Annotated in this window: 18 protein-coding genes and 1 pseudogene; 12 read left to right on the top strand and 7 right to left on the bottom strand. The window is 72.4% G+C overall.

Going from position 1 to position 22777, the window contains the following annotated elements; translation table 11 throughout:
* Nucleotides 1-666 (bottom strand): response regulator, encoded by a 666-nt coding sequence (locus BMX65_RS05540; protein ID WP_074999003.1) that lies wholly within the window; start codon nucleotides 664-666, stop codon nucleotides 1-3.
* 395 nt (nucleotides 667-1061) lie between these two features.
* On the opposite strand from BMX65_RS05540, the gene pdhA reads away from it, so the two are divergent.
* The 5 genes from pdhA (at nucleotide 1062) to BMX65_RS05515 (ending at nucleotide 7403) form a co-directional block, all read left to right on the top strand.
* A complete protein-coding gene (pdhA, locus tag BMX65_RS05535) occupies nucleotides 1062-2510 on the top strand; it encodes a pyruvate dehydrogenase (acetyl-transferring) E1 component subunit alpha (RefSeq protein WP_074999002.1) in 1449 nt (482 codons plus the stop codon).
* Nucleotides 2510-3514: an alpha-ketoacid dehydrogenase subunit beta gene (locus BMX65_RS05530; RefSeq protein WP_074999001.1), complete on the top strand. Its 1005-nt coding sequence runs from the start codon at nucleotides 2510-2512 to the stop codon at nucleotides 3512-3514. The genes pdhA and BMX65_RS05530 overlap by 1 nt, the downstream gene beginning before the upstream one ends.
* Before the next feature lie 13 nt (nucleotides 3515-3527).
* Nucleotides 3528-5066: a dihydrolipoamide acetyltransferase family protein gene (locus BMX65_RS05525; RefSeq protein ID WP_074999000.1), complete on the top strand. Its 1539-nt coding sequence runs from the start codon at nucleotides 3528-3530 to the stop codon at nucleotides 5064-5066.
* A gap of 310 nt (nucleotides 5067-5376) precedes the next feature.
* Nucleotides 5377-6084, top strand: coding sequence for a GntR family transcriptional regulator (locus tag BMX65_RS05520; RefSeq protein WP_074998999.1), 708 nt, complete (start codon nucleotides 5377-5379; stop codon nucleotides 6082-6084).
* Nucleotides 6081-7403 (top strand): MFS transporter, encoded by a 1323-nt coding sequence (locus BMX65_RS05515; protein WP_074998998.1) that lies wholly within the window; start codon nucleotides 6081-6083, stop codon nucleotides 7401-7403. The genes BMX65_RS05520 and BMX65_RS05515 overlap by 4 nt, the downstream gene beginning before the upstream one ends.
* Nucleotides 7404-7669: 266 nt before the next feature.
* Here the strand turns inward: BMX65_RS05515 and BMX65_RS05510 are convergent, their stop codons facing one another.
* Nucleotides 7670-8503 (bottom strand): maleylpyruvate isomerase family mycothiol-dependent enzyme, encoded by an 834-nt coding sequence (locus BMX65_RS05510; RefSeq protein ID WP_074998997.1) that lies wholly within the window; start codon nucleotides 8501-8503, stop codon nucleotides 7670-7672.
* Between the two features lie 155 nt (nucleotides 8504-8658).
* Here BMX65_RS05510 and BMX65_RS05505 point away from each other — a divergent pair, with 155 nt between their 5' ends.
* Entirely contained in the window at nucleotides 8659-9456 is a 798-nt protein-coding gene (locus BMX65_RS05505) for a carbon-nitrogen family hydrolase (protein WP_074999276.1), read from the top strand.
* Nucleotides 9457-9527: 71 nt separating this feature from the next.
* On the opposite strand, the gene BMX65_RS32715 is transcribed toward BMX65_RS05505, so the two are convergent.
* Complete coding sequence (locus BMX65_RS32715; protein WP_162637664.1) at nucleotides 9528-9677, bottom strand: hypothetical protein; 150 nt, start codon at nucleotides 9675-9677, stop codon at nucleotides 9528-9530.
* Between BMX65_RS32715 and BMX65_RS05500 the strand changes: the two genes are divergently transcribed.
* From BMX65_RS05500 to BMX65_RS05490, 3 genes and pseudogenes are all read left to right on the top strand, one after another.
* Nucleotides 9676-11616, top strand: coding sequence for an NHL domain-containing thioredoxin family protein (locus BMX65_RS05500; RefSeq protein WP_074998996.1), 1941 nt, complete (start codon nucleotides 9676-9678; stop codon nucleotides 11614-11616). The two genes, BMX65_RS32715 and BMX65_RS05500, sit on opposite strands and share 2 nt — an antisense overlap.
* A gap of 28 nt (nucleotides 11617-11644) precedes the next feature.
* A pseudogene (locus tag BMX65_RS05495) lies at nucleotides 11645-12145 on the top strand (phosphotransferase family protein); the annotation flags it as partial.
* Nucleotides 12146-12367: 222 nt separating this feature from the next.
* Nucleotides 12368-12667 carry a hypothetical protein gene (locus BMX65_RS05490; protein ID WP_074998995.1) on the top strand — a complete coding sequence of 100 codons (300 nt, stop codon included), beginning with the start codon at nucleotides 12368-12370 and terminating at the stop codon, nucleotides 12665-12667.
* Between the two features lie 86 nt (nucleotides 12668-12753).
* Here the strand turns inward: BMX65_RS05490 and BMX65_RS05485 are convergent, their stop codons facing one another.
* The 3 genes from BMX65_RS05485 to BMX65_RS05475 form a co-directional block, all read right to left on the bottom strand.
* Nucleotides 12754-12981 (bottom strand): hypothetical protein, encoded by a 228-nt coding sequence (locus tag BMX65_RS05485; RefSeq protein WP_019356826.1) that lies wholly within the window; start codon nucleotides 12979-12981, stop codon nucleotides 12754-12756.
* Between the two features lie 194 nt (nucleotides 12982-13175).
* Nucleotides 13176-14474 (bottom strand): M18 family aminopeptidase, encoded by a 1299-nt coding sequence (locus tag BMX65_RS05480; protein ID WP_074998994.1) that lies wholly within the window; start codon nucleotides 14472-14474, stop codon nucleotides 13176-13178.
* A gap of 282 nt (nucleotides 14475-14756) precedes the next feature.
* On the bottom strand, nucleotides 14757-16583 hold the full coding sequence (locus tag BMX65_RS05475; protein ID WP_074998993.1) for an acyl-CoA dehydrogenase: 1827 nt from the start codon (nucleotides 16581-16583) through the stop codon (nucleotides 14757-14759).
* A gap of 117 nt (nucleotides 16584-16700) precedes the next feature.
* On the opposite strand from BMX65_RS05475, the gene BMX65_RS05470 reads away from it, so the two are divergent.
* Nucleotides 16701-17288, top strand: coding sequence for an SseB family protein (locus BMX65_RS05470; RefSeq protein WP_074998992.1), 588 nt, complete (start codon nucleotides 16701-16703; stop codon nucleotides 17286-17288).
* A gap of 224 nt (nucleotides 17289-17512) precedes the next feature.
* On the opposite strand, the gene BMX65_RS05465 is transcribed toward BMX65_RS05470, so the two are convergent.
* On the bottom strand, nucleotides 17513-20179 hold the full coding sequence (locus BMX65_RS05465) for an ATP-binding SpoIIE family protein phosphatase (RefSeq protein WP_074998991.1): 2667 nt from the start codon (nucleotides 20177-20179) through the stop codon (nucleotides 17513-17515).
* A 118-nt stretch (nucleotides 20180-20297) separates the two neighbouring features.
* Here BMX65_RS05465 and aspS point away from each other — a divergent pair, with 118 nt between their 5' ends.
* Together aspS and BMX65_RS05455 are read left to right on the top strand one after the other, a co-directional pair.
* Nucleotides 20298-22094: an aspartate--tRNA ligase gene (aspS, locus tag BMX65_RS05460; protein WP_074999275.1), complete on the top strand. Its 1797-nt coding sequence runs from the start codon at nucleotides 20298-20300 to the stop codon at nucleotides 22092-22094.
* A 416-nt stretch (nucleotides 22095-22510) separates the two neighbouring features.
* Nucleotides 22511-22774 (top strand): hypothetical protein, encoded by a 264-nt coding sequence (locus BMX65_RS05455; RefSeq protein WP_074998990.1) that lies wholly within the window; start codon nucleotides 22511-22513, stop codon nucleotides 22772-22774.
* Nucleotides 22775-22777 lie beyond the last annotated feature (3 nt).

The raw sequence follows: 22777 nt of genomic DNA, 5'->3' as shown, positions 1-22777 counted from the left end.
TCAGTCATCGTGGGCCGCGCGGATCCGCGCAATGTACGCGGCGGCCTGAGACCGCCGCTCCATGCCCAATTTCCCCAGCAGCCCGGAGACATAGTTCTTCACCGTCTTCTCGGCGAGGTGGAGCCGTTCCCCGATGGCCCGGTTGGTCAGCCCCTCCCCGATCAGGCCCAGGATCGTGCGCTCCTGGGCGGAGAGTGCGCCCAGCCGCTCGTCCCGGGCGCTGTCGGTGCCCCGGTCGCGCAGCCGGTCCAGGACTCGCCGGGTGTCGGCCGGGTCGAGCAGCGAGTCGCCTGCCGCGACCTGGTGCACGGCGTGTACCAGTTCGCCGCCGGTCAGCCCTTTCAGTACGTAGCCGGAGGCGCCGGCCACCACGGAGGCGAGCAGTGCTTCGTCGTCGGCGTAGGAGGTGAGCATCAGGCAGCGCACGCTCTCGTCGCGGGAGCGCACCTCGCGGCAGACCTCGATGCCGCTGCCGTCCGGGAGCCGTACGTCGAGGATGGCCACGTCGGGCCGGGCGGCGGCGATCCCGGTGATCGCGTCGGCCGCTGTACCGGCCTCTCCGGCGATCTCGAGGCCGGGATCGGCCGTGAGCATGTCGCGCACGCCTCGGCGGACGATCTCATGATCGTCGACCAGGTATACCCGTGTTCGTCCACTTTCGGGCATTTTCTCAGTCTCACATATTGATCGGCTCTCCACTCTTCCCGGGCTCCCATACCCCGGGTTACCGTGCGGAGGTCCGCGGCTCGCGAAGCCGTGACCAGTGATGTCCCGATTCTTCGCACAATTGCTCGGGGTTCCTCGTTCTTACTTGGATATCCGAGCAAAGTTGCAGGTCAGGGCCGCCTCGTGCGTCTATGGAGATGCCAGCCATGGCTGGGGTGTCCCGGCCGGGGTCGGGACAGCGTGGCCGCGACCGGGACAGCAGTCACCGCCCGGTGCCGACCGCGACGCTCCCACCCCGTGCGCCGCACGGGACCGGGCGAGCCTCCCCCCGCCAGTGGGTGGGGGAGCCCCAGGTCACCGGCAATCCCGGCGGCCGGACAGACGGAGGAGCACACGTGACCGTGGAGAGCACTGCCGCGCGGAGCGACGCGCGCCGCAGCGGCACCGGAGGAAAGCGCGCCACCCAGGCCGCCACCGGCAGGTCCGCCGGGAACGGCAAGGCCGCCGGGAACGGGACGGCCGAGGTCCCCGAGGGCGCGACCGCTTCGGGCACGCCCCGCAAGGCGGCGGCGAAGACGTCCCGCAAGCCGCCCGCCAAGAGCACCGGCAGCACCAAGAGCGCTGGGAAGACCACCCGGAAGGCCCCCGCCAAGAGCGCCGCGAAGGGCTCTGCCAAGGCCAAGGCCCCCGCGAAGGCCCCCGCCGAGGCCAAGGCCCCGGCGAAGGCCCGCACCCGGGTGTCCGGCGACGCCCCCGGGCAGCCGGAGCCCGAACTGGTCCAGCTCCTGACTCCCGAGGGCGAGCGGGTCACCCATCCGGACTACGACGTCGATCTGAGTGCCGAGGAGATCCAGGGCCTCTACCGCGACATGGTGCTGACCCGGCGGTTCGACGCCGAGGCCACGGCGCTGCAGCGGCAGGGCGAGCTGGGACTGTGGGCCTCGCTGCTGGGCCAGGAGGCCGCGCAGATCGGCTCCGGCCGCGCGCTGCGCCCGGACGACTACGTCTTCCCCACCTACCGTGAGCACGGTGTCGCCTGGTGCCGCGACGTGGATCCGACGATGCTGCTGGGCATGTTCCGCGGGGTGAACAACGGCGGCTGGGACCCGAACACCAACAACTTCCACCTCTACACGATCGTCATCGGCTCCCAGGTGCTGCACGCGACCGGGTACGCGATGGGTGTGGCCAAGGACGGCGCCGACTCGGCGGTGATCGCCTACTTCGGTGACGGCGCCTCCAGCCAGGGCGACGTCGCCGAGGCGTTCACGTTCTCCGCGGTCTACAACGCGCCGGTGGTCTTCTTCTGTCAGAACAACCAGTGGGCGATCTCGGAGCCCACCGAGCGCCAGTCGCGGGTGCCGATCTACCAGCGGGCCCAGGGCTTCGGCTTCCCCGGGGTGCGGGTGGACGGCAACGACGTGCTGGCCTGCCTCGCGGTGACCAAGGCCGCCGTGGAACGCGCCCGCACGGGTGAGGGCCCGATGCTGATCGAGGCGTTCACCTACCGGATGGGCGCCCACACCACGTCCGACGACCCCACGCGCTACCGTTCCGACGAGGAGCGCACCGCGTGGGAGGCCAAGGACCCGATCCAGCGGCTGCGGGTCTACCTGGAGAGCGCGGGCCTGGCCGACGACGCCTTCTTCGCCGGTGTGGAGGAGGAGAGCGAGGCCATGGGGCGGCATGTGCGGGAGGCGATCCGCACCATGCCCGACCCCGACACCATGGCGATCTTCGAGAACGCCTACGCGGACGGACATGCGCTGGTCGACGAGGAGCGCGCCCAGTTCGCCTCGTATCTCGCCTCGTTCGCCGACTCGGATTCCCAGGAGGGCCGCTGATGGCTGCCACCGGCACGGCCCCCGCGGCCGCCCAGAAGCTTCCCGTCGCCAAGGCGATCAACTCCTCGCTGCGCACGGCGCTGGAGAACGACCCCAAGGTCCTCGTCATGGGCGAGGACGTCGGCAAGCTCGGCGGGGTCTTCCGGGTCACCGACGGGCTCCAGAAGGACTTCGGCGAGGACCGGGTCATCGACACTCCGCTGGCCGAGTCCGGCATCGTCGGCACCGCGATCGGGCTCGCGCTGCGCGGGTACCGTCCCGTGGTCGAGATCCAGTTCGACGGTTTCGTCTTCCCCGCCTACGACCAGATCGTCACCCAGCTCGCCAAGATGCACGCGCGGGCCCTGGGCAAGATCAAGCTGCCGGTCGTCATCCGTATCCCCTACGGCGGCGGCATCGGTGCGGTGGAGCACCACAGCGAATCGCCGGAAGCGCTGTTCGCGCATGTGGCGGGGCTCAAGTGCGTCTCGCCCTCGAACGCCTCGGACGCCTACTGGATGATGCAGCAGGCCATCGAGAGCGACGACCCGGTGATCTTCTTCGAGCCGAAGCGGCGCTACTGGGACAAGGGCGAGGTCGACCCGTCCGCCATTCCGGCGCCGCTGCACTCCGCGCAGGTGGCCCGTCAGGGCAGTGCGGTGACCGTCGCCGCTTACGGCCCGATGGTGAAGGTCTGCCTGGAGGCGGCGGCCGCCGCCGAGGAGGAGGGCAACTCGCTGGAGGTCGTGGACCTGCGTTCGATGTCGCCCATCGACTTCGACACGGTGCAGCGCTCCGTCGAGAAGACGGGGCGTCTCGTGCTCGTCCACGAGGCCCCGGTCTTCCTCGGCACCGGAGCGGAGATCGCCGCCCGCATCACCGAGCGGTGCTTCTACCATCTTGAAGCACCGGTACTGCGGGTGGGCGGTTTCCACGCGCCGTACCCACCGGCCCGGCTGGAGGACGAGTACCTGCCGAACCTGGACCGGGTGCTCGATGCCGTCGACCGCGCGCTGGCGTACTGAGGAGAGCGTGACGATGACCAACAGCGCACAGACCGGACAGGCGGCCGCCGGAGTCCGCGAGTTCAAGATGCCCGACGTGGGCGAGGGGCTCACCGAGGCGGAGATCCTCAAGTGGTACGTCCAGCCCGGTGACACCGTCACCGACGGGCAGGTCGTCTGCGAGGTGGAGACGGCCAAGGCCGCGGTGGAACTGCCCATCCCCTTCAACGGGCTGGTGCACGAACTGCGGTTCGACGAGGGCACGACGGTCGACGTCGGTACGCCGATCATCACCGTCGACACCGGGGGCTCTGCCGCCGGCACCGGCGGCGGGGACGCCTCCGCCGCCCAGCCCGCGATGGAGACCGGGCCCGCGGCGGCTGCCGAGGCCGCGGGCGAGGCGCAGGCCGCGGGAGAGGCCGCGCAGGCCGCCGGCGAGGAGGCCGAGCCCGAGGGGCGGCAGCCCGTGCTGGTCGGGTACGGCGTCGGCGCCAGCTCGACCAAGCGCCGCCCGCGCAAGCCCGCCGCCGGCGCGGCGGCGGAACCGGCGGCACCGGCGCCGGCTCCGACCGCGGAACGGGCCGCCGCTCCGGCTCCCGCTCCGGCTCCCGCGAGCAACGGGCGCGTGGCCGCGGCCCCGGTCGCGCCCGGCGGACCGCGGCCGCTCGCCAAGCCCCCGGTGCGGAAGCTCGCCAAGGACCTGGGTGTCGATCTGAGCACCGTCACCCCGACCGGCCCCGACGGCATCGTCACCCGCGACGACGTGCACGCGGCCGCGGCACCGGCTCCGGCTCCCGCGCCCTCGCCCCTCGCCGCGGCTGCGGCGGCGGAACCGGTGGCGGAAGCGGCACCGGAGCCCGCTGCTCCCGGCACCCGCGAGACCCGTGTCCCGGTGAAGGGGGTGCGGAAGGCCACGGCGCAGGCGATGGTCGGCAGCGCGTTCACGGCGCCGCACGTCACCGAGTTCGTCACGGTGGACGTCACGCGCACGATGAAGCTGATCGGGCAGCTCAAGCAGGACCCCGATCTGGCCGGCGTCCGGGTCAATCCGCTGCTGTTCGTCGCCAAGGCGTTCCTGCTGGCGATCCGGCGCAACCCGGACGTCAACGCGTCCTGGGACGAGGAGCACCAGGAGATCGTGCGCAAGCACTACGTCAACCTGGGGATCGCGGCGGCCACGCCGCGCGGCCTGATCGTTCCCAACATCAAGGACGCACAGGACAAGACCCTGCCCGAACTGGCGTCCGCGCTCGGAGAGCTGGTCGGTACCGCACGCGAGGGGAAGACCAGCCCGGCGGCGATGAGCGGGGGCACGGTGACGATCACCAATGTCGGCGTCTTCGGCGTCGACACCGGCACACCGATCCTCAACCCCGGAGAGTCCGCCATTCTGGCCTTCGGCCGGATCCGTGAGCAGCCCTGGGTGCACAAGGGCAAGGTCAAGCCGCGGCACGTCACCACGCTGGCGCTCTCCTTCGACCACCGGCTGGTGGACGGGGAGCTGGGCTCCAAGGTGCTGGCGGACACCGCGGCGGTGCTGGAGCGGCCCAAGCGGCTCATGACGTGGTCCTGACCACGTGGCTCATGGCGTGGCCCTGGCGAAGGGACTCATGACGTGGCCCTGACGCCCTGACGGGACGGCGCCTGGCGTGGTCCTGACAGGCGGCGGCCGCGCGTCGTGACCGAACGCACCGGGGGGTGCGGGGCACTGCCCCGCACCCCCGTTCGCGTGCCTGCGCCCGCACCCCCGTTCGCGTGGCTGCGCCCAGACCCCACTTCGCGTGCCTGCGCCCGGGCGCGACCCCGGGCGCGCCCGGGGTCGCGCCGTCCCACATGGCGGATGGCGTCTGCGCAGGCATGCGTGTTGTATCTAAGGTGTGCGCATGACTTCCCCCGCACCCGCCTCGGCCGCCAAGGACGCCCGGCGTACGCCCGCTGCCGAGCGGGTGTACGCGCATGTCAAGCAAGCCGTCCTCGAACGGCGCTACGAGGGCGGGGTGCTGCTGACGGAGGGCGAACTCGCGGAAGCGGTCGGGGTGTCCCGGACCCCCGTCCGCGAGGGGCTGCTCCGGCTGGAGGTCGAGGGCCTGATCCGGCTCTACCCGAAGAAGGGCGCCTTGGTCCTGCCGGTCTCCGCACAGGAGATCGAGGACGTGGTGGAGACCCGTCTGCTGGTGGAACAGCACGCGGTGCGCCGCGCGGTGCCCGTCTCGCGTCCGCTGGTCGACCGGCTGGAGGAGACCCTGGCCGAGCAGATCGCCCATGCGGAGACCGGGGACCTGGCCGCGGTCTCGGCCGCCGACCGGTGTTTCCACGCCACGATCGTCGAGGCCACCGGCAACCAGATCCTCACCCGCCTCTACGACCAGCTCCGGGACCGCCAACTCCGGATGGGCGTCGCGGTGATGCACGCGCATCCGGACCGGGTGGCCAAGAACATCGCCGAGCACGCGGACATCCTGCGCACCCTGCGCGAGGGCGACAGCGAGGCCGCGGCGCTCGCGGTGCACCAGCATGTGAGCCGGGTGCGCCACCTGGTGCGCGGCGAGGACCTGCGCGGGTACGGCCTCGGACAGGGTGGTCCGCGATGACCGCGACACCGTCCGCCGGGGTCAGGCTGCCGGGGGATCCGCCGGGTGGTCCGCGCGCGATGTGGGTGTGGGGCATCGGCGTCGCGGTCTACTTCGTCGCGGTCACCTTCCGCACGAGCCTCGGCGTGGCCGGCATCGACGCCGCGCAGCGCTTCGACATCAACGCCTCGGCGCTCTCCAGCTTCTCGATCCTCCAACTGCTGGTGTACGCGGGCATGCAGATACCCGTGGGCCTGCTGGTGGACCGCTGGGGGACGCGCCGCGTCCTGCTGCTGGGCATCCTGCTGTTCACCGCGGGCCAGTTCGGCTTCGCGCTCGCGTCCGGCTACGGCACGGCGCTGGCCTTCCGTGCGCTGCTGGGCTGCGGCGACGCGATGACCTTCATCGCCGTACTGCGCCTGGGGGCGCGCTGGTTCCCCGCGCGCCGGGGGCCGGTGATCGCGCAGGTCGCGGCGCTGATCGGGATGTCGGGCAACCTCGTCACCACGCTGGTGCTGGCCCGGGTGCTGGACACCTTCGGCTGGCGGCCGACGTTCGCCGGGAGCGCGGCGGGCGGCCTGGTCATCCTGCTGCTGGTGTTCTTCTGCCTGCGGGACCACCCGGAGGGGTACGAACCGCCGTCGGTGCCCAGGGCCGGTGACGGCGCACCCGGACCGGGCTTCGTGCGGCGGCAGATCGGCGCGGCCTGGCGGGAGCCGGGCACCCGGGCGGGCATGTGGGTGCACTTCACCTGCCAGTTCCCCGGAATGGTCTTCCTGCTGCTGTGGGGGATGCCGTTCCTGGTCGAGGCCCAGGGACTGGACAAGGGCACGGCGGGCGAGCTGCTGACCCTGGTCGTGGTCTCCAACATGTGCTGCGGCCTGGTCTACGGGCAGGTCATCGCGCGCCACCACGCGGCCCGCACGCCGCTGGTGCTGGGCACCGTGGCCGCCACCGCGGTGGCGTGGGCGGCGGTCCTCGCCTGGCCCGGCCAGGCGCCGATGTGGCTGCTGGTGCTGCTGTGCGTCGTGCTCGGCGCCTGCGGGCCCGGTTCGATGATCGGCTTCGACTTCTCCCGCCCGGCCAATCTGCCTGAACGGCACGGCACCGCCTCCGGAATCGTCAACATGGGCGGTTTCACGGCGTCCATGACGACGCTGTTCGCTGTGGGCGTACTGCTCGATCTGACCGGCGACAACTTCCGGATCGCCTTCGCCTGCGTCTTCGTGCTGCAAGCCCTCGGCCTGGCGCAGTTCGCCCGACTGCGGGTGCGCGCTGTCCGACGGGAGCGGGAGCGCGTGGTGGCCAGCCGGGTGGAGGCGGTGCACGTCCCCGTGTGAGCGGACGGGCTCCACGGGTCCGGTCCTCTCCGGTCCGGCACGACGGCGGGCGACGGATGGCGGGCGGCGGTGGCCCGGCACCCCCGGCACCCCCGGCACCCCGGCGGCGGCACGGCACCATGGCCGCGCGGGGCCGATGTCGCGGCGGCAGGGGGCGGGCGCGACAGCGGCACGGTGTGGACGTCACCCGCAGGCGGGGCCCGGGACGCCGGGGGCCCGCGGCCGGGCTCCGACGGGACCGCGCCCCACCTGCAAGGGGCCCGGCGTCACGGCGTCACGGCGAAGTGCTTGAGCACGGCGTCGGCCAGGTCGGCGTCCCCGTCGGTCTTCACGCGGTCCGCGACGGCCTCCGGCCGCACCCGGCCCGCGGCGAGCCGGGAGTAGGTCTCCCAGTCCATGGCCAGGGTGACGGCGGGACCCAGCGAGACGCTGCTGTCCACGCTCCCGCGGCCGTCCTTGTCCACCCGCACCGTGCGCATGAACTCGACCGGGCCGCTCACGTCGAAGACCACGGCGCAGTTCGGCGGCGCCCCGGCGTCCTTGGCGACGACCTTCGGCAGCCCGGCCAGGAACACGTCCCGGGCCACCTGCGCACCCGGCGAGTCCAGGTTGCCCGGCTTGTCCAGGGCGCGCCGCAGGTCCTGTTCGTGCACCCACACGTCGAACGCCCGCAGCATCAGTTGCCGCTCCAGCGGCAGCTTGCGCGGCCCGAACGGCACCACGCTGTTGACCTCGGCCTCCGCGCTGCGCTTCTCGTTGCGCAACTGGCGTGCACGGCGGATGAGGGTGTACTCGAACTCGCTGGTCATCTCCGGCCCGGTGTGGTGCCGCCGCACGTCCACCTGCACTTCCATGTGCCGGCTGACCTCGTCGCGGACGTGGTAGATGTCCCGCGGGAGGGAGTGGATCGGCCGGGGATCGCCCAGCAGTTCGCATTCGACACCGATGATGTGGGAGACCACATCGCGGACCGACCACCCCGGGCACTCGGTCCGCCCGTTCCACTCCCCTTCCACAAGGGAAGTGACCAGCTCGGATATCGCTTCCATGGACTGCGTCCAGGCGTCAACGTAGGGCTGAAGGCTTGGGTGGTCGGTCACGGGACCCCTCGGCGTTGCGGTTCGTTCGCGGGCTGTGCAGGGCAGGGTGCTCATGATGGGTGCTCTCAAGTTACGCTGCGCCCAGGCACCCCGGCAGTGGTTTCGGGACGATGCTAGGCCCAATCGCCCCCCTCGATCGCATGGACGGTGGTACGGTGCGCGCTTCGCTTCTGCAGATTCAGGTCGACCCGGACGAGTCGGTGGCTTCCCGGCGCGAGCGGGTGGCCTCTCTGGTACGGGCCCAGGCGGGGGCGGACCTGGTGGTCCTGCCCGAACTGTGGCCCGTCGGGGCCTTCGCGTACGAGCGCTTCGCCGCCGAGGCCGAGGAGGCGGATCCGGCCACCGGGCCGACCGCGCTGGCCATGTCGGCCGCGGCGCGGGACGCGGGCGTGTGGCTGCACGCGGGCTCCATCGTGGAGAAGGGGACGGAGGGCGGCGCCCTCTACAACACCTCGCTGGTGTTCTCTCCCTCCGGCGAGCTGGCCGCCACCTACCGCAAGATCCACCGCTTCGGCTTCGACCGGGGCGAGGCCACCATGATGACCGCGGGCACCACCCCGGTCACCGTGCCGCACCCGGAGGCCGTGCTCGGCCTGGCCACCTGCTACGACCTGCGCTTCCCCGAGCTCTTCCGGGCGCTGGTCGACGCCGAGCCCGCGGGCGCCCAGGTGCTGGTCGTCCCGGCCGGCTGGCCCGCCAAGCGCGCCGACCACTGGACGCTCTTCGCCCGCACCCGCGCGGTGGAGAACCAGTGCTTCGTCCTGGCCTGCGGCACCGCGGGCAGCCACGCGGGCGTCGCGCAGGCCGGTCGCAGCGCCGTCATCGGCCCCTGGGGCGAGGTCCTGGCGCAGACCGACAGCACCGAGGAGACCACCGTCACCGCCGATCTCGACCTCTCCCAGGTGGCGAAGGTCCGCGAGTCCTTCCCCGTTCTCAAGGACCGGGTGCTCTGAGCTCCCGGGACTCGGGCTCCGGGAGCCGGCCGGTCGGTCCCCGTCGGCCTGCTCCTGCTCGCGGGCGCCGCTCAGCGGTGCGCCGAACCACTGTGCAGCGCGGCTCGCAGCTCCCTGACGTCGTCCGGAGGGCGCTGCCGGGCGCCGACGGGCTCCCCGGCACCGCCCTCCGTCCACAGCCCCGACCGCACGTCCAGGAGGAATGGCAGGCTTGAACCCATGAACGATGCCGCCTCGGCGCCCACCTCCGCGTCCACCCCCGAGCCCCGCAGCCGTGCCCGTGTCCGTGCCCCCGAACTGCAGGGACGCTCCTGGATCAACACCGGCGGAGAAGAGCTGTCCCTCGCGGACCTCCGGGGCCGCACGGTGATCCTCGACTTCTGGACCTTCTGCTGCATCAACTGCCTGCACGTCCTCGACGAGCTGCGGGAGTTGGAGGAGCGGCACAAGGACACGGTGGTCGTCGTCGGGGTGCACTCGCCGAAGTTCGTGCACGAGGCCGAGCACACCGCTGTCGTGGACGCCGTGGAGCGGTACGGGGTGGCGCACCCGGTGCTGGACGACCCGGAGCTGGCCACGTGGAAGCAGTACGCGGTGCGGGCATGGCCGACGCTGGTGGTGATCGATCCGGAGGGGTACGTCGTCGCGCAGCACGCGGGTGAGGGACATGTGCACGCGATCGAGCGGCGGGTGACCGAGCTGGCGGCCGAGCACGAGGCGAAGGGGACGCTGCGGCGCGGTCCCGCACCGTTCACCCCGCCGGAGCCGGTCGCCGGTGAGCTGCGCTTCCCGGGGAAGGTGCTGACCCTGCCCGGCGGGACGTTCCTCGTCTCCGACACCACGCGGCACCAGGTGGTGGAGCTCGCCGCGGACGGCGAGACCGTGCTGCGCCGGATCGGTTCCGGGGAGCGGGGACTGGCCGACGGCGCCGCGGAGGCCGCGCAGTTCAACGAGCCGCAGGGGCTGGCGCTGCTGCCGGGCGGCGAGGTGCTGGTCGCCGACACCGTCAACCACGCGCTGCGCCGCCTCGATCCGGCCACCGGCGCGGTGCTGACCGTCGCGGGCACCGGCGCGCAGTGGTGGCAGGGGGCGCCCACCGAGGGGCCCGCGCGGGAGGTGGCGCTCTCCTCACCGTGGGACGTGGCCTGGTTCGAGGGGCGCGTCTGGATCGCGATGGCCGGGGTGCACCAGTTGTGGACGTACGACCCGGCGAGCGGCACCGTCGCCGCCGCTGCGGGGACGACGAACGAGGGCCTGGTGGACGGTCCGGCCGCCGAGGCGTGGTTCGCGCAACCGTCCGGGCTGGCGGTCGCGGCGGACGGCAGCAGGCTGTGGATCGCCGACTCCGAGACGAGCGCCCTGCGCTGGATCGAACGGGAGCGCGCGCACGGCGGCGAGGACGCCGAGAGCCCCGGGGCCGACGAGCACAGCGACGGCGGCGGGTTCCTGGTGCGGACCGCGGTCGGCACCGGCCTCTTCGACTTCGGCCACCGCGACGGCCCGGCCGGCCAGGCGCTGCTCCAGCACCCGCTGGGCGTCACGGCGCTGCCGGACGGGTCGGTCGCCGTCTGCGACACCTACAATCACGCGCTGCGCCGCTACGACCCCGGCACCGGCGAGGTGAGCACCCTGGCCACCGAGCTGCGGGAGCCCTCGGGCGCGGTCCTGGCGCCCGGCGCCGCGGAGGAGACGGACAGCGCCCCGGAGATCGTCGTCGTCGAGTCGGCGCGGCACCGGCTGACCAGGCTGCGGCTGCCCGAGGACGCCGTGCGGGTCGAGGCCGTGGCACACCGCACCCAGCGGGCGGCCACCGAGGTCGAACCCGGCGCCCTGCGGTTGGACGTGGTCTTCCAGGCCCCGGCGGGGCAGAAGCTCGACACCCGGTACGGCCCCGCGACCCGGCTGGTCGTCAGCTCGACCCCGCCCGGCCTGCTCGCCGAGGGCGAGGGCACGGGCACCGAACTGCACCGTGAGGTCCGGCTGGCCGGAACGGAGGGCAGCGAGGGAGTGCTGCACGTCTCGGCGATGGCCGCCTCCTGCGACGAGGAGGGCGAGTACCCCGCCTGCCATATGCACCAGCAGGACTGGGGCGTCCCGGTGCGGCTCACCGCCGGCGGCGCGGACCGGCTGCCGCTGGTGCTGGCGGGGCTGGACAGGTGACCCCGCCGACCGAGAAGACACAGGAGACATGGTGACCGGCCACCACACGGCCGCGTACATCGGCCCGTTGACCCTGGCTTGGGTCGGCGGGCACCTGGAGAGCGGCGAACGGGTCGTCAGGACCGAGGCACTGCAAGGCGGCATCACCGCCGAAATGCGGCGGCTGACCATCGGCGCGGCGGACGGAAGCACCCGTGACCTGGTGCTGCGGAGCTTCGTCGATCCGCTCTCAGTGGGCCATGCCGAGGAGTGGCTGAACCGCGAGACCGATGCCCTGAGCCTGCTGAAGGGGACGGGCGTGCGGGCACCTGGGCTGGTCGCGGCCGATCCGACCGCCGCGCACTGCGAGCACCCGTCGCTGCTGATGACGCATGTGGCAGGCCGGACGGTCCTCGACGACGAGGGAGTGGAGACACGCGTTCCCCTGCTGGCCCGCCAACTCGTGGCGATTCACGCGTTGCGGCCCGCCGAGCGGCCCCGGGAGTACCGGACGTTGACGACGGGAGCCGTGGAGGAGCGGCTGGATGCCTATGTCACGGCGCTGATGGACGCATCGGTTTGAGCCTGGACGCGTCGGCTTGAGCCACGGCGGTCCGGGGCTCGGCATCGTGCCATTCCCGAGGGCCGTCGTCTCGTGCCCCGACCAGCAAGCCGTCAGTGGCTGCACGGGTCGACCTCTCGGCCTCCGCGGCCTCGCTCAGGGGGGCACGCGGAACGCGTAGGGTGCCTTCCGTTCCGGTGGAGGGGAGACATGGCGGAGAAGACCTGGCAGCTCAGGCAGGAAGATCGGCTCGTCGGGACGTTGACCTTCGAGGGGACCGACATGTTCTGGTCGGACTGCCGCTTCGAGCCCGGCTCCGGATGGGAAGATCTTCGCCTGCTGTTCTCCGCCTTGCACGACGCGTGGGAACGCGGTGACGAGGAGGCCGCTCTGGCCGCCGACGAGGCGATCCATGCGGCAGGGCTCCTCCTCGTTCCCGAGGGCGGCGGGGACTCGATCGCCGACTTTCTGATCCGGATCGACGGAGACACGGCCCGCTTCCGGTGCTGACCGCCACGGCGCGTTCCCGGCCGGCGCAGTCGGCAGGGCATGTCATGGTGCCGGGGCTGGACGGAGGCTGCGGGGGCGGTGGCGGCTCACTCCAGGTGGTGGCGGTTGTACTCCTCGACCACCGGAGCGCCGGGGGACGGGGGCTGCACCCGGCGGCGCTTGAGGATGCTGATGTAGGCGCACAGTCCGATCGTGCCGACGATCAGCAGGATGATGCCCATCAGGTCGACGTTGATCCCGCTGATGTCGATGTCGACCGCCAGGGTCAGAATCGCCCCCAGGGCCATCATGCCGATGCAGATGACGATGCCCATGCGTTGCCTCCAAGCACGGTTGAGCCGTCTCGGCTCGTCGGGCCGAACTGGCTCTTCGGCCGGGCGGATTCGCTTGCCGCGCGCGGGTACCCGGTTCTGTCGGAGGCAATCACCGTGCCGCGCGGTCCCGGACTCCGCGGCTGCGCGGGGTCCGGGACGGGCGGTCGGTCACGGTCGCAGGGGCGCGGGCCGGGTCATTCGCCGAGGAACGCCGTGAGGCAGTTGGCCAGCAGGTAGGGGTCGTCGGCGCCGCACAGCTCCCGGGCCGAGTGCATCGAGAGGATCGCGACGCCGATGTCGACAGTGGTGATGCCGTGGCGTGCGGCGGTGATCGGGCCGATGGTGGTGCCGCAGGGCACGTCGTTGTTGGAGACGAAGCTCTGCCACGGGACGCCCGCGCGTTCGCAGGCTGCGGCGAAGACGGCGCGTCCGGAGCCGTCCGTGGAGTACCGCTGGTTGACGTTGACCTTGAGGATCGGGCCGCCGTTGGGCAGCGGGTGGTGGCCGGGCTCGTGCCGTTCGGGGTAGTTGGGGTGCACGGCGTGCCCGGTGTCGGAGGAGAGGCAGACGGTGCCGGCCCAGGCGCGGGCCCGGTCCTCGTAGGAGCCGCCGCGGGCGAAGACGGAGCGTTCCAGCACCGAGCCCAGCAGCGGTCCGTCGGCGCCGGTGTCGGACTGGCTGCCGTTCTCCTCGTGGTCGAAGGCGGCGAGCACGGGGATCGCGCCGGGCTCGGCGTCGGCGCCGTGGCCCGCCGCGGCGGTCAGCGCGGCGACCCCGGCGTGCACCGACAGCAGGTTGTCCATCCGCGGACCGGCCACGAGTTCGCGGTCCCGCCCCAGGTAGGCGGGGGGCTCCACGCTGTGCGTCATCAGGTCCCAGCCGGCGATGTCCTCCACCGGCAGTCCGCTCTCCTCGGCGAGGAAGCGCAGCAGGTCGCCCTCCTCGGTCTTGCCGAGGCCCCACACGGGCGTCATGTGGCGCTGGCGGTTCAGCTTGAGGCCGTCGTTGACCTGCCGGTCGAGGTGGATGGCGAGCTGCGGTACGCGCAGCAGGGGGCGGTCGACGTGCACCAGGTGGGTGGAGCGGTCGCGGAGGGTGAGCCGGCCGCTGAGGCCCAGATCGCGGTCGAGCCAGGTGTTGAGCAGGGCGCCGCCGTAGATCTCGACGGCGATCTGCCGCCAGTTGTGGGCGCCGGTGTCGGGTACGGGCTTGACGCGCAGGTTGGGCGAGTCGGTGTGGGCGCCGATGATCCGGAAGGGGGTGCCCGGCAGGGCGCCTTCGGGGACGTACCAGGCGATGAGCGCGCCGCCGCGCAGGACGTACTTGCCGCCCGTGGTGGCGTCCCACGTCTCGGTCTCGTGTACCTGCCGGAAGCCGGCCTTCTCCAGTTGCGCGGCCGCGTTCGCCACCGCGTGGTAGGGGGAGGGGCTGGCGGCGAGGAAGGACAGCAGACCGTCGGTGTGACTGCGGTCGAACGGCGTGGCGTTGCTCATGGGCCCACCTTACGGCGCGGTGTCCGGGCGCCGGCGTGTGGTCGTCCCCGCTCGGGACCGGCCGCGCGCCGTGGCGGCGCCTTGCCCCGGTTGCGGCAGCGGCCGCGCCCTGCGCGCCCCTGCCCTGCACGCCCCTGCCCTGCACGCCCCTGCCCTGCACGCCCCTGCCCCGCATGGCAGCGGCCTGCACGGCCCCGCCCCGCACGGCAGCGCCCCGCTCCCAGGGCGGCGGGAGCGGGGCGCGGGGCCGGGTACCGGCCCGGCATCAGGGGCGCGGGGGGCTCAGAACGCCTTCTCGTCGAGCTCCATGATCGAGAGGTCCACCGTGTCGGCCAGCTCGCGCTGGACGGCGACCTGCGGCAGCACGTTCGCGGCGAAGAACTTCGCCGCGGCGATCTTGCCCTGGTAGAACGGCACGTCCTTGGCGGTGGCACCCGCCAGCTTCTCGGCGGCCACGGCGGCGCCGCGCAGCAGCAGGTAGCCGATGACGACGTCGCCCGCGGCCAGCAGGAAGCGGGTGGTGTTGAGCCCCACCTTGTAGATGGAGTTCACGTCCTTCTCGGTGGCGGCCAGGTCGGTCAGCATGGTGCCGACGATGGCCTCCAGCTCCCCGGCGGCCTTGGCGAGGTGGTCGCGGGAGGCGGCCAGCTCCTCGCCGCCCTGCGCCTCGGCGAGGAACTTCTTGATCTCCTCGGACAGCGCGGTCAGCGCCTGGCCCTGGTCGCGGACGACCTTGCGGAAGAAGAAGTCCTGGCCCTGGATGGCGGTGGTGCCCTCGTAGAGGGTGTCGATCTTGGCGTCCCGGATGTACTGCTCGATCGGGTACTCCTGCAGGTAGCCGGAGCCGCCCAGGGTCTGCAGGGACTGCGCGAGCTGCTCGTAGGACTTCTCCGAGCCGTAGCCCTTCACGATCGGCAGCAGCAGGTCGTTGAGGCGGTGGGCCGTGGCGGCGTCCTCGCCGTTGTGCTCCTTGAGCAGGATCTCGTCCTGCACCGTGGCGGTGTAGAGCACGAGGGCGCGCATGCCCTCGGCGTACGCCTTCTGGGTCAGCAGCGCGCGGCGTACGTCCGGGTGGTGGGTGATGGTGACGCGGGGCGCGGTCTTGTCCGTGAACTGGGCCAGGTCGGCGCCCTGCACCCGCTCCTTGGCGTACTCCAGCGCGTTCAGGTAGCCGGTGGAGAGGGTGGCGATGGCCTTGGTGCCGACCATCATCCGGGCGAACTCGATGATCTTGAACATCTGCCGGATGCCGTCGTGCTTCTCGCCCAGCAGCCAGCCCTTGGCGGGCTGGTTGGCGCCGAAGGTCATCTCGCAGGTGTTGGAGACCTTCAGGCCCATCTTGTGCTCGACGTTGGTGGCGTGGACGCCGTTGCGCTCGCCCAGCTCGCCGGTCTCCCAGTCGAAGTCGTACTTGGGCACGATGAACAGCGACAGGCCCTTGGTGCCGGGGCCGTGGCCCTCCGGGCGGGCCAGCACGAAGTGCACGATGTTCTCGGACATGTCGTGCTCACCGGAGGTGATGAAGCGCTTCACGCCCTCGATGTGCCAGGTGCCGTCGGCCTGCTGGGTGGCCTTGGTGCGGCCGGCGCCGACGTCCGAGCCGGCGTCCGGCTCGGTGAGCACCATCGTGGAGCCCCACTGCTTCTCGGCCATCAGCGAGGCGATCTTGTGCTGCTCCTCGGTGCCCTCCTCGTGCAGGACGCCCGCGAAGGCCGGGCCGGAGGCGTACATCCACACGGCCGGGTTGGAGCCCAGGATCGTCTCGGCGAAGCCCCAGAGCAGCGAGCGCGGCGCCGTGGTGCCGCCGATCTCCTCCGGGATGCCCAGGCGCCACCACTCGGCGTCCATGTACGCCTGGTAGCTCTTCTTGAAGGCGGCGGGCACCGGTGCGGTGTTGGTGTCCGGGTCGAAGACCGGCGGGTTGCGGTCGCCCTCCTCGTAGGAGGCGGCCAGCTCGTTCTCGGCCAGCCGCGCGATCTCGGACAGCACGTTCTTGGCGGTCTCGACGTCCATCTCCGCGAACGGTCCGGTGCCGTACACCGTGTCGCGCCCGAGCACCTCGAAGAGGTTGAACTCGATGTCGCGGAGATTCGACTTGTAATGCCCCATGGCGACGGCTCCGTAGTGGCTCGCTCGTACTTGTCGGTAGTCCCACAGATGATGCTACCCGTCGGTAATAAGAAGCAACCCCTCACCACCCCTCTGTGACTCGTTACTCTTTTCGCTATGTACGGTTACGACCAGACCGGTGCCCCACCCGGACAGGGCCACGGGCCCCAGCCCGGACAAGGCCACGGGCAGGGCCACGGCGGGCACGGCTACCAGCACGCCGGGCACGGCCCGCATCCCGGTCAGCAAGGTCACCAGGCGCCGCCCCCGCCGCCGTACGGAGCGCACCAGGGTCCGCCGCAGTACGGCCAGCCGGGAGTGCAGCAGCCGCTCTACCCCGAGCCGTCGCCGCCCTCCCTCCAGGAGTCGATCCGGGCCTTCACGACGGGCTCGATGAGCGCCGAGGACTTCCAGGGCATCTTCTCCACCTCGAAGGTCTACTGCCCGCGCGGCGACACCCCCGGGTTCCTCGCGCTGCACAACACGCAGCAGCCGGTCATCCCGATGTTCAGCACCCTCAAGGAGCTGCGCGCCTACGCCGGCAAGGAGTCGAAGTACTTCGTCATCACCGGTGCCGAGGTCCTCGACCTGCTGCCGTCGGGCTACGGCTTCGTGCTCGACATGGAGGGTGAGCACCGGGTGGTCTTCGACGCCAAGGCCGTCGAGGAGATGGTCGACTTCGCGATGCGGCGGATGTACGGCTGAGCCGACAGGCGCGCGGCCGCCGCCGCGCGCGGGCACTCGCGCCAACGCGCGCCCCGCCGCCGGGCCCCCGCCGCCCCGCCGCCGGGCTGCTACGGCACGCCGGTCTGCCGCGCCCTCCCCCGGAGCCGCCTGCCGCCCTGGGCTCCGCGGCCCGCCCCACGCCCCGCGCCCCTCCCACGCCCTCAGCGTCCCCAGCCCCCCACGCGCCCAGTGTCCTCGGGCCCTCAGTCCTCGTACGGCGGGAGCGGCAGCGGGACGTCCGCGTCCAGGTCCTCCCACCGGTCCAGGGACGGCTCCCCGGAGCTCTCCCGCGCTGCTGCGTCCGCAGGTCCTCCGCCCGCAGGTCCTCCGCCCGCGGCTCCCTCGCCCGTGGGGCTCCCGCCCGGGACGGCGTGGTCCTCGCCCGCTGCGGTGGCCGGGTCCCGCTCGTGGATCTCGAACCAGGTGCGCTTGCCCTCCCCGCGCGGGTCCACGCCCCACCGGTCGGCGAGCATGCCCAGCAGCATCAGCCCCCGCCCCGAGGAGGCGAGCTCCCCCGGGCTGCGGCGGTGCGGCAGCTCGTCGCTGGGGTCGGAGACCCCGACCCAGAGGGTGCGGCCCTCGCCCTGCGGCGGCACGGTGATCTCCGCCACCAGCACCGCGTCCCCGTCCGTGTGCACCAGGACGTTCGTCAGCATCTCCGAGAGCATCAGGACGGCGCCGTCCACCTGGTCCGGATCGCACCAGTCGTGCAGCAGGTCGTGGAGTTGGTGGCGGGCGTCGGCGATCCGGTCCGGCTGGGCCTGCGCGACGGTCAGCACCGTGCGCCGGACAGTGAGCGGCGCCCCGGCCGCCGGGGCGGCCGCGCCGGTGGCGCTGCGGGAGAGCAGCAGCAGCGCGATGTCGTCCTCGCGCCGGTCGGCGGGCGGACCGGCCGGGCCCCAGGAGGTGTCGCGGCCGCCCTGCACGGCCTGCACGAGGGCGTCGGCGAGCTGCTCGAGCGCCGGACCCCCGGCGGCCTGCCCGGTCTGCCTGAGCTGCCCGGCCAGTTCCTCGGCGACCCGGCTGATCCGCTCCCACCCCGTCCCCAGGTCGTGGCCGCCCGCCTCGATCAGCCCGTCGGTGCACATCAGCAGCCGCTCCCCCGGCTCCAGCACCAGCCGGCTGACGGGGTACTCCGCGTCGGGTTCGATGCCCAGCGGCAGGCCCCCGGCGGTGGAGCGGACCAGCAGCGGTCCGTCCGGAAGCTGCACCGCGGGGTCCGGGTGCCCGGCGCGGGCGACGTCCAGTGCTCCGGTCTCCTGGTCCACCTCGACGTAGAGGCAGGTGGCGAACCGCGGCTCGGGGTGTTCGGCGGGCTCGGACGGCGCGGCCGCGCCGAGCGGCGTGTGGTCCGCCGTCTCCTCGGCCGGTGCGGTGGGAGGCGGTGCGTTGACGCGTTCGCCGGCGCCCATGCCGTGCAGGAAGCGGGAGGCGCGGGAGAGCACCGCGTCCGGGTGGTGCCCCTCGGAGGCGTAGGCGCGTACCGCCACCCGCAACTGGCCCATGATGCTCGCCGCGCGCACATCGTGGCCCTGGACGTCGCCGATGACCAGCGCGGTGCGGCCGGAGGGCAGCGGGATGACGTCGTACCAGTCGCCGCCGATCTGCAGGCCGCCGCCGGTCGGTACGTACCGCGCCGCCAGGTCCATGCCGGGGACGGCGGGGCTGTGCGCGGGCCGCATCACCCGCTGGAGGCGGGCCGACAGCTCCCGCTCGGACTCGTTCAGCATGGCCCGCGAGAGGGACTGCGCCAGCATCCGCGCCACTGTGGTCAGCAGGGCGCGCTCGTCCGGGGTGAAGGCGACGGGCCGGGCGAAGGCCGCCATCCACGCGCCGATCGTGCGCCCGGCGACGGTCAGCGGCAGGAATGCCCACGCGGCGTGCCCGGGCTGGGACTCGGCGGGGCGTGCGGCGGGGAAGCGGCCGGTGTATTCGGCGGGGTCGTGCAGGTAGACGGCGCGGCCCGTGCGCACCGCCTCGGCCGCCGGGTCCGGGTCCGAGAGGTGCAGCCGGGAGCCGCTGCCGCGTGGCCCGTAGCCGCCGCCGGGCACGGACGGGTGGCCGGGCCGCGGGGGTGCGCCGGGGGAGGCGCCGTAGACGGTGAGCCGGTCACCGCTGACGACGAAGACGGCCAGCGTCTCGGGAGAGAAGCCCGGCATGGCCAGCGACGAGGCGACCCGCAGCACGTCGGCCGTGGTGTACGCCTCGGCCAGCGCCCGCCCGGTGTCCAGCAGGAACGCTTCGCGGTTGCGCCGCCAGTCCCACTCGGCCGCAGACCGCGGCCCCCGGGCGGTTCCGGCGGCGAGGCGCGGGGAGGCGCGTCCTCCGGCGGCTTCCGCGCCCGGTGTGCGGCCGCCGGGGCCGCGGGCCGCCGCCGAGGGGTGTTGCGGCTCCTCCGGCCGGGCCGCGCTCTCCGGCTCGGGCACCTCGTAGAGCAGCCCGGTCAGCGCGGTGGCGGTCTCGGGCGTCCCTGCGCCGCCCCGCGCTGCGGCGGCCGGGGCGTCGGGAGCCTCCGGGAGGTCCGGGGCTTCCTGGGCGCCAGGAGGCAGGGGGCGCAGTACGACGCGGACGGTCCGCCGGACCTGCCCGTCGGCGTCCACCACCCGCAGCAGTGTCTCGGCGGTGGTGTGCTCGGCCAGCGCGAGGGTGACGATGCCCTGGAAGCCGACGTAGTCGACGGCGTGCAGGTGGGAGCGGACCGCGCTGCCGGAGAAGGTGCGGGCGGGGTGGGTGCCGGTCTGCGCTTCCGGCGGCTCCTCGGCGATCCCCAGGAGGCGGGCCGCGCGGGCGTCGAGCGTCACCAGACCGGTGGCGTTGTCCCAGGTCCAGAGCCCGGCGCCCAGGACAGCCAGGGCGTCGTCGGTGCGCATTGCACCACTTTATGCAGAGTCGTCGGGTTGGGGAAACGGGGGCGAGGCGGGGTGGCCCAGGGCGGTACTCTGAGGGGCACTCCACTGTGACCCCTGAGCCGAACGACTTGGATGAATGATGCATCGGTACCGGTCCCACACCTGCGGCGAGCTTCGCGCCTCGGACGTCGGCACTGACGTCCGGCTGAGCGGCTGGCTGCACAATCGCCGGAACCTTGGCGGCATCCTCTTCATCGATCTGCGCGACCACCACGGCATCGTCCAGCTCGTGGTCCGGGACGAGTCCAGTGAGATCGACGAGCAGCTCGGCTCGCTGGCCAAGGAGTCGGTCCTGCGGGTGGACGGCAAGGTCACGGCCCGCGGTGCGGAGAACGTCAACCCCGAGCTGCCCACCGGCGAGATCGAGGTGGAGGTCACCGAGGTCGAGGTGCTGGGCGGGGCCGAGCAGATCCCGTTCACCATCAACGCCGAGGACGGCGTCAACGAGGAGCGGCGGCTGGAGTACCGCTTCCTCGACCTGCGCCGGGAGCGCATGCACCGCAATGTGATGCTGCGCAGCAAGGTGATCGCCGCCATCCGCGAGAAGATGGTCGCGCAGGGCTTCAACGAGATGGCGACGCCCATCCTCTCGGCCACCTCTCCCGAGGGCGCCCGCGACTTCCTCGTCCCCTCCCGGCTGCACGCGGGCAGGTTCTACGCGCTGCCGCAGGCGCCGCAGCAGTTCAAGCAGCTCCTGATGATCGCCGGGTTCGACCGCTACTTCCAGATCGCGCCCTGCTTCCGCGACGAGGACGCGCGCGCCGACCGCTCGCCGGGCGAGTTCTACCAGCTCGACATGGAGATGAGCTTCGTCGAGCAGGAGGACGTCTTCGAGGTCATCGAGACCCTGATGACCGAGCTGTTCCAGGAGCTGGGCGAGGGCCGCGAGGTCACCTCGCCGTTCCCGCGCATCCCGTTCCGCGAGGCGATGGTCAAGTACGGCTCGGACAAGCCGGATCTGCGTGCCCGGCTGGAGCTGACCGACGTCTCCGCGCTCTTCGCCGGCTCCGGGTTCAAGGCGTTCGCCGACAAGCACGTCCGGGCGCTGGCGGTGCCGGACACCGCGGCCCAGCCGCGCAAGTTCTTCGACTCGCTGGGCGACTTCGCCGTCGAGCAGGGTGCCAAGGGTCTGGCCTGGGTGCGGGTCGGCGAGGACGGCTCGCTGGCGGGGCCGATCGCCAAGTTCCTCACCGAGGACGACGTCAAGGCGCTCACCGACACGCTGGGCCTCGTCCCCGGCCATGCGGTCTTCTTCGGCGCCGGTGAGTTCGACGAGGTCTCCAAGATCATGGGCGCGGTCCGTGTCGAGGCCGCCAAGCGCGCCGGGCACTTCGAGGAGAACGTCTTCCGGTTCTGCTGGATCGTGGACTTCCCGATGTTCGAGAAGGACGAGGAGACCGGCGAGATCGAGTTCTCGCACAACCCGTTCTCGATGCCCCAGGGCGGCCTTGAGGCCCTGCGCACCAAGGACCCGCTGGATGTGCTGGCCTGGCAGTACGACATCGTCTGCAACGGCGTCGAGCTGTCCTCCGGTGCGATCCGGAACCACGAACCGGAGATCATGTTCGAGGCGTTCGGCATCGCGGGCTACTCCGAGGAGGACGTCGAGCGCGAGTTCGGCGGCATGCTGCGTGCCTTCCGCTTCGGCGCCCCGCCGCACGGCGGGATCGCGCCGGGCATCGACCGCATCGTCATGCTGCTCGCGGACGAGCCCAACATCCGCGAGACCATCGCCTTCCCGCTCAACAACAACGCGCTCGACCTGATGATGGGCGCCCCGAGCGAGGTCGACGAGGCGCGGCTGCGCGAACTCCACCTTTCGCTGCGCAAGCCTCCGCAGGTCAAGCAGGCTGAGAAGGCCAAGCAGGCCGAATAGGCCGCATGGGCCGAGTAGGCCGAACAGGGCACAGCAGGCCGCCCGGTCCGGGTGGCCCGCCCGTGCCCCCTGCACATCCGACACGGTCCCCTCCGTACACATCCGGAGGGGGCCGTGTTGTTTTCGGCACCCGGGCGTCAAGCGGCCGATCGAGCGGTCACTCTTGGTGGGGAGCGTGGCAAGGGAAGAACAACGGTCATCGATCGGCTACATATGTGCACGGAGACGACGACGATCGCTCCAACCCGGGCATGCCCCGGGCACGATGCAACAGGGGCGGAGGTCGGCCCTGGTGGCGGGACGTGTGCCCCCACGCACGCCGCCCCGCCGAGGGCGTCACGCACGGTGATACACCGCAGGTGTCGTGTGCAATGTGGCGGTCGAGCGACGAGAGTGACGGCGAAGGAGGTGGCGGCGTGCACGCCGAGGGTCCCAACCCGGGCACGTGTTGCCGCTGCGGTCTGCCGGTGCGGCACCGGGCCCTGATCGCGATCATCGAGACGGGTTCCGGGCCCGGCGGCAGCGCGTACGCGTGCCTGCCCTGCGCCCGCGACTACGCGAAGACCTCGCTGGCCCCCGAGTGGATCGGCGAGACGATCGCCCATGCGGAAGCGATGCGGCTGGCATGGGACGAGGAGCGCGAGGACGGCAGCCGCCGCGGCGGCCGGCCTCCCGTCTGACAT

The sequence above is a fragment of the Streptomyces qinglanensis genome (assembly GCF_900111245.1).
GTDB classification, from domain to species: Bacteria; Actinomycetota; Actinomycetes; order Streptomycetales; family Streptomycetaceae; genus Streptomyces; species Streptomyces qinglanensis.
This window is presented reverse-complemented; position numbering and strand designations above follow the sequence as displayed.

What these genes read in the sequence shown, in the direction of transcription:
- BMX65_RS05540 (WP_074999003.1), bottom strand. Translation starts at nt 666, where the DNA reads ATGCCCGAAAGTGGACGAACACGGGTATACCTGGTCGACGATCATGAG.
- BMX65_RS05525 (WP_074999000.1), top strand. Translation starts at nt 3,528, where the DNA reads ATGACCAACAGCGCACAGACCGGACAGGCGGCCGCCGGAGTCCGCGAG.
- BMX65_RS05515 (WP_074998998.1), top strand. Translation starts at nt 6,081, where the DNA reads ATGACCGCGACACCGTCCGCCGGGGTCAGGCTGCCGGGGGATCCGCCG.
- aspS (WP_074999275.1), top strand. Translation starts at nt 20,298, where the DNA reads ATGCATCGGTACCGGTCCCACACCTGCGGCGAGCTTCGCGCCTCGGAC.
- BMX65_RS05500 (WP_074998996.1), top strand. Translation starts at nt 9,676, where the DNA reads ATGAACGATGCCGCCTCGGCGCCCACCTCCGCGTCCACCCCCGAGCCC.
- BMX65_RS05475 (WP_074998993.1), bottom strand. Translation starts at nt 16,583, where the DNA reads ATGGGGCATTACAAGTCGAATCTCCGCGACATCGAGTTCAACCTCTTC.
- BMX65_RS05520 (WP_074998999.1), top strand. Translation starts at nt 5,377, where the DNA reads ATGACTTCCCCCGCACCCGCCTCGGCCGCCAAGGACGCCCGGCGTACG.
- BMX65_RS05470 (WP_074998992.1), top strand. Translation starts at nt 16,701, where the DNA reads ATGTACGGTTACGACCAGACCGGTGCCCCACCCGGACAGGGCCACGGG.
- BMX65_RS05465 (WP_074998991.1), bottom strand. Translation starts at nt 20,179, where the DNA reads ATGCGCACCGACGACGCCCTGGCTGTCCTGGGCGCCGGGCTCTGGACC.
- BMX65_RS05485 (WP_019356826.1), bottom strand. Translation starts at nt 12,981, where the DNA reads ATGGGCATCGTCATCTGCATCGGCATGATGGCCCTGGGGGCGATTCTG.
- BMX65_RS05530 (WP_074999001.1), top strand. Translation starts at nt 2,510, where the DNA reads ATGGCTGCCACCGGCACGGCCCCCGCGGCCGCCCAGAAGCTTCCCGTC.
- BMX65_RS32715 (WP_162637664.1), bottom strand. Translation starts at nt 9,677, where the DNA reads ATGGGTTCAAGCCTGCCATTCCTCCTGGACGTGCGGTCGGGGCTGTGG.
- BMX65_RS05480 (WP_074998994.1), bottom strand. Translation starts at nt 14,474, where the DNA reads ATGAGCAACGCCACGCCGTTCGACCGCAGTCACACCGACGGTCTGCTG.
- BMX65_RS05490 (WP_074998995.1), top strand. Translation starts at nt 12,368, where the DNA reads ATGGCGGAGAAGACCTGGCAGCTCAGGCAGGAAGATCGGCTCGTCGGG.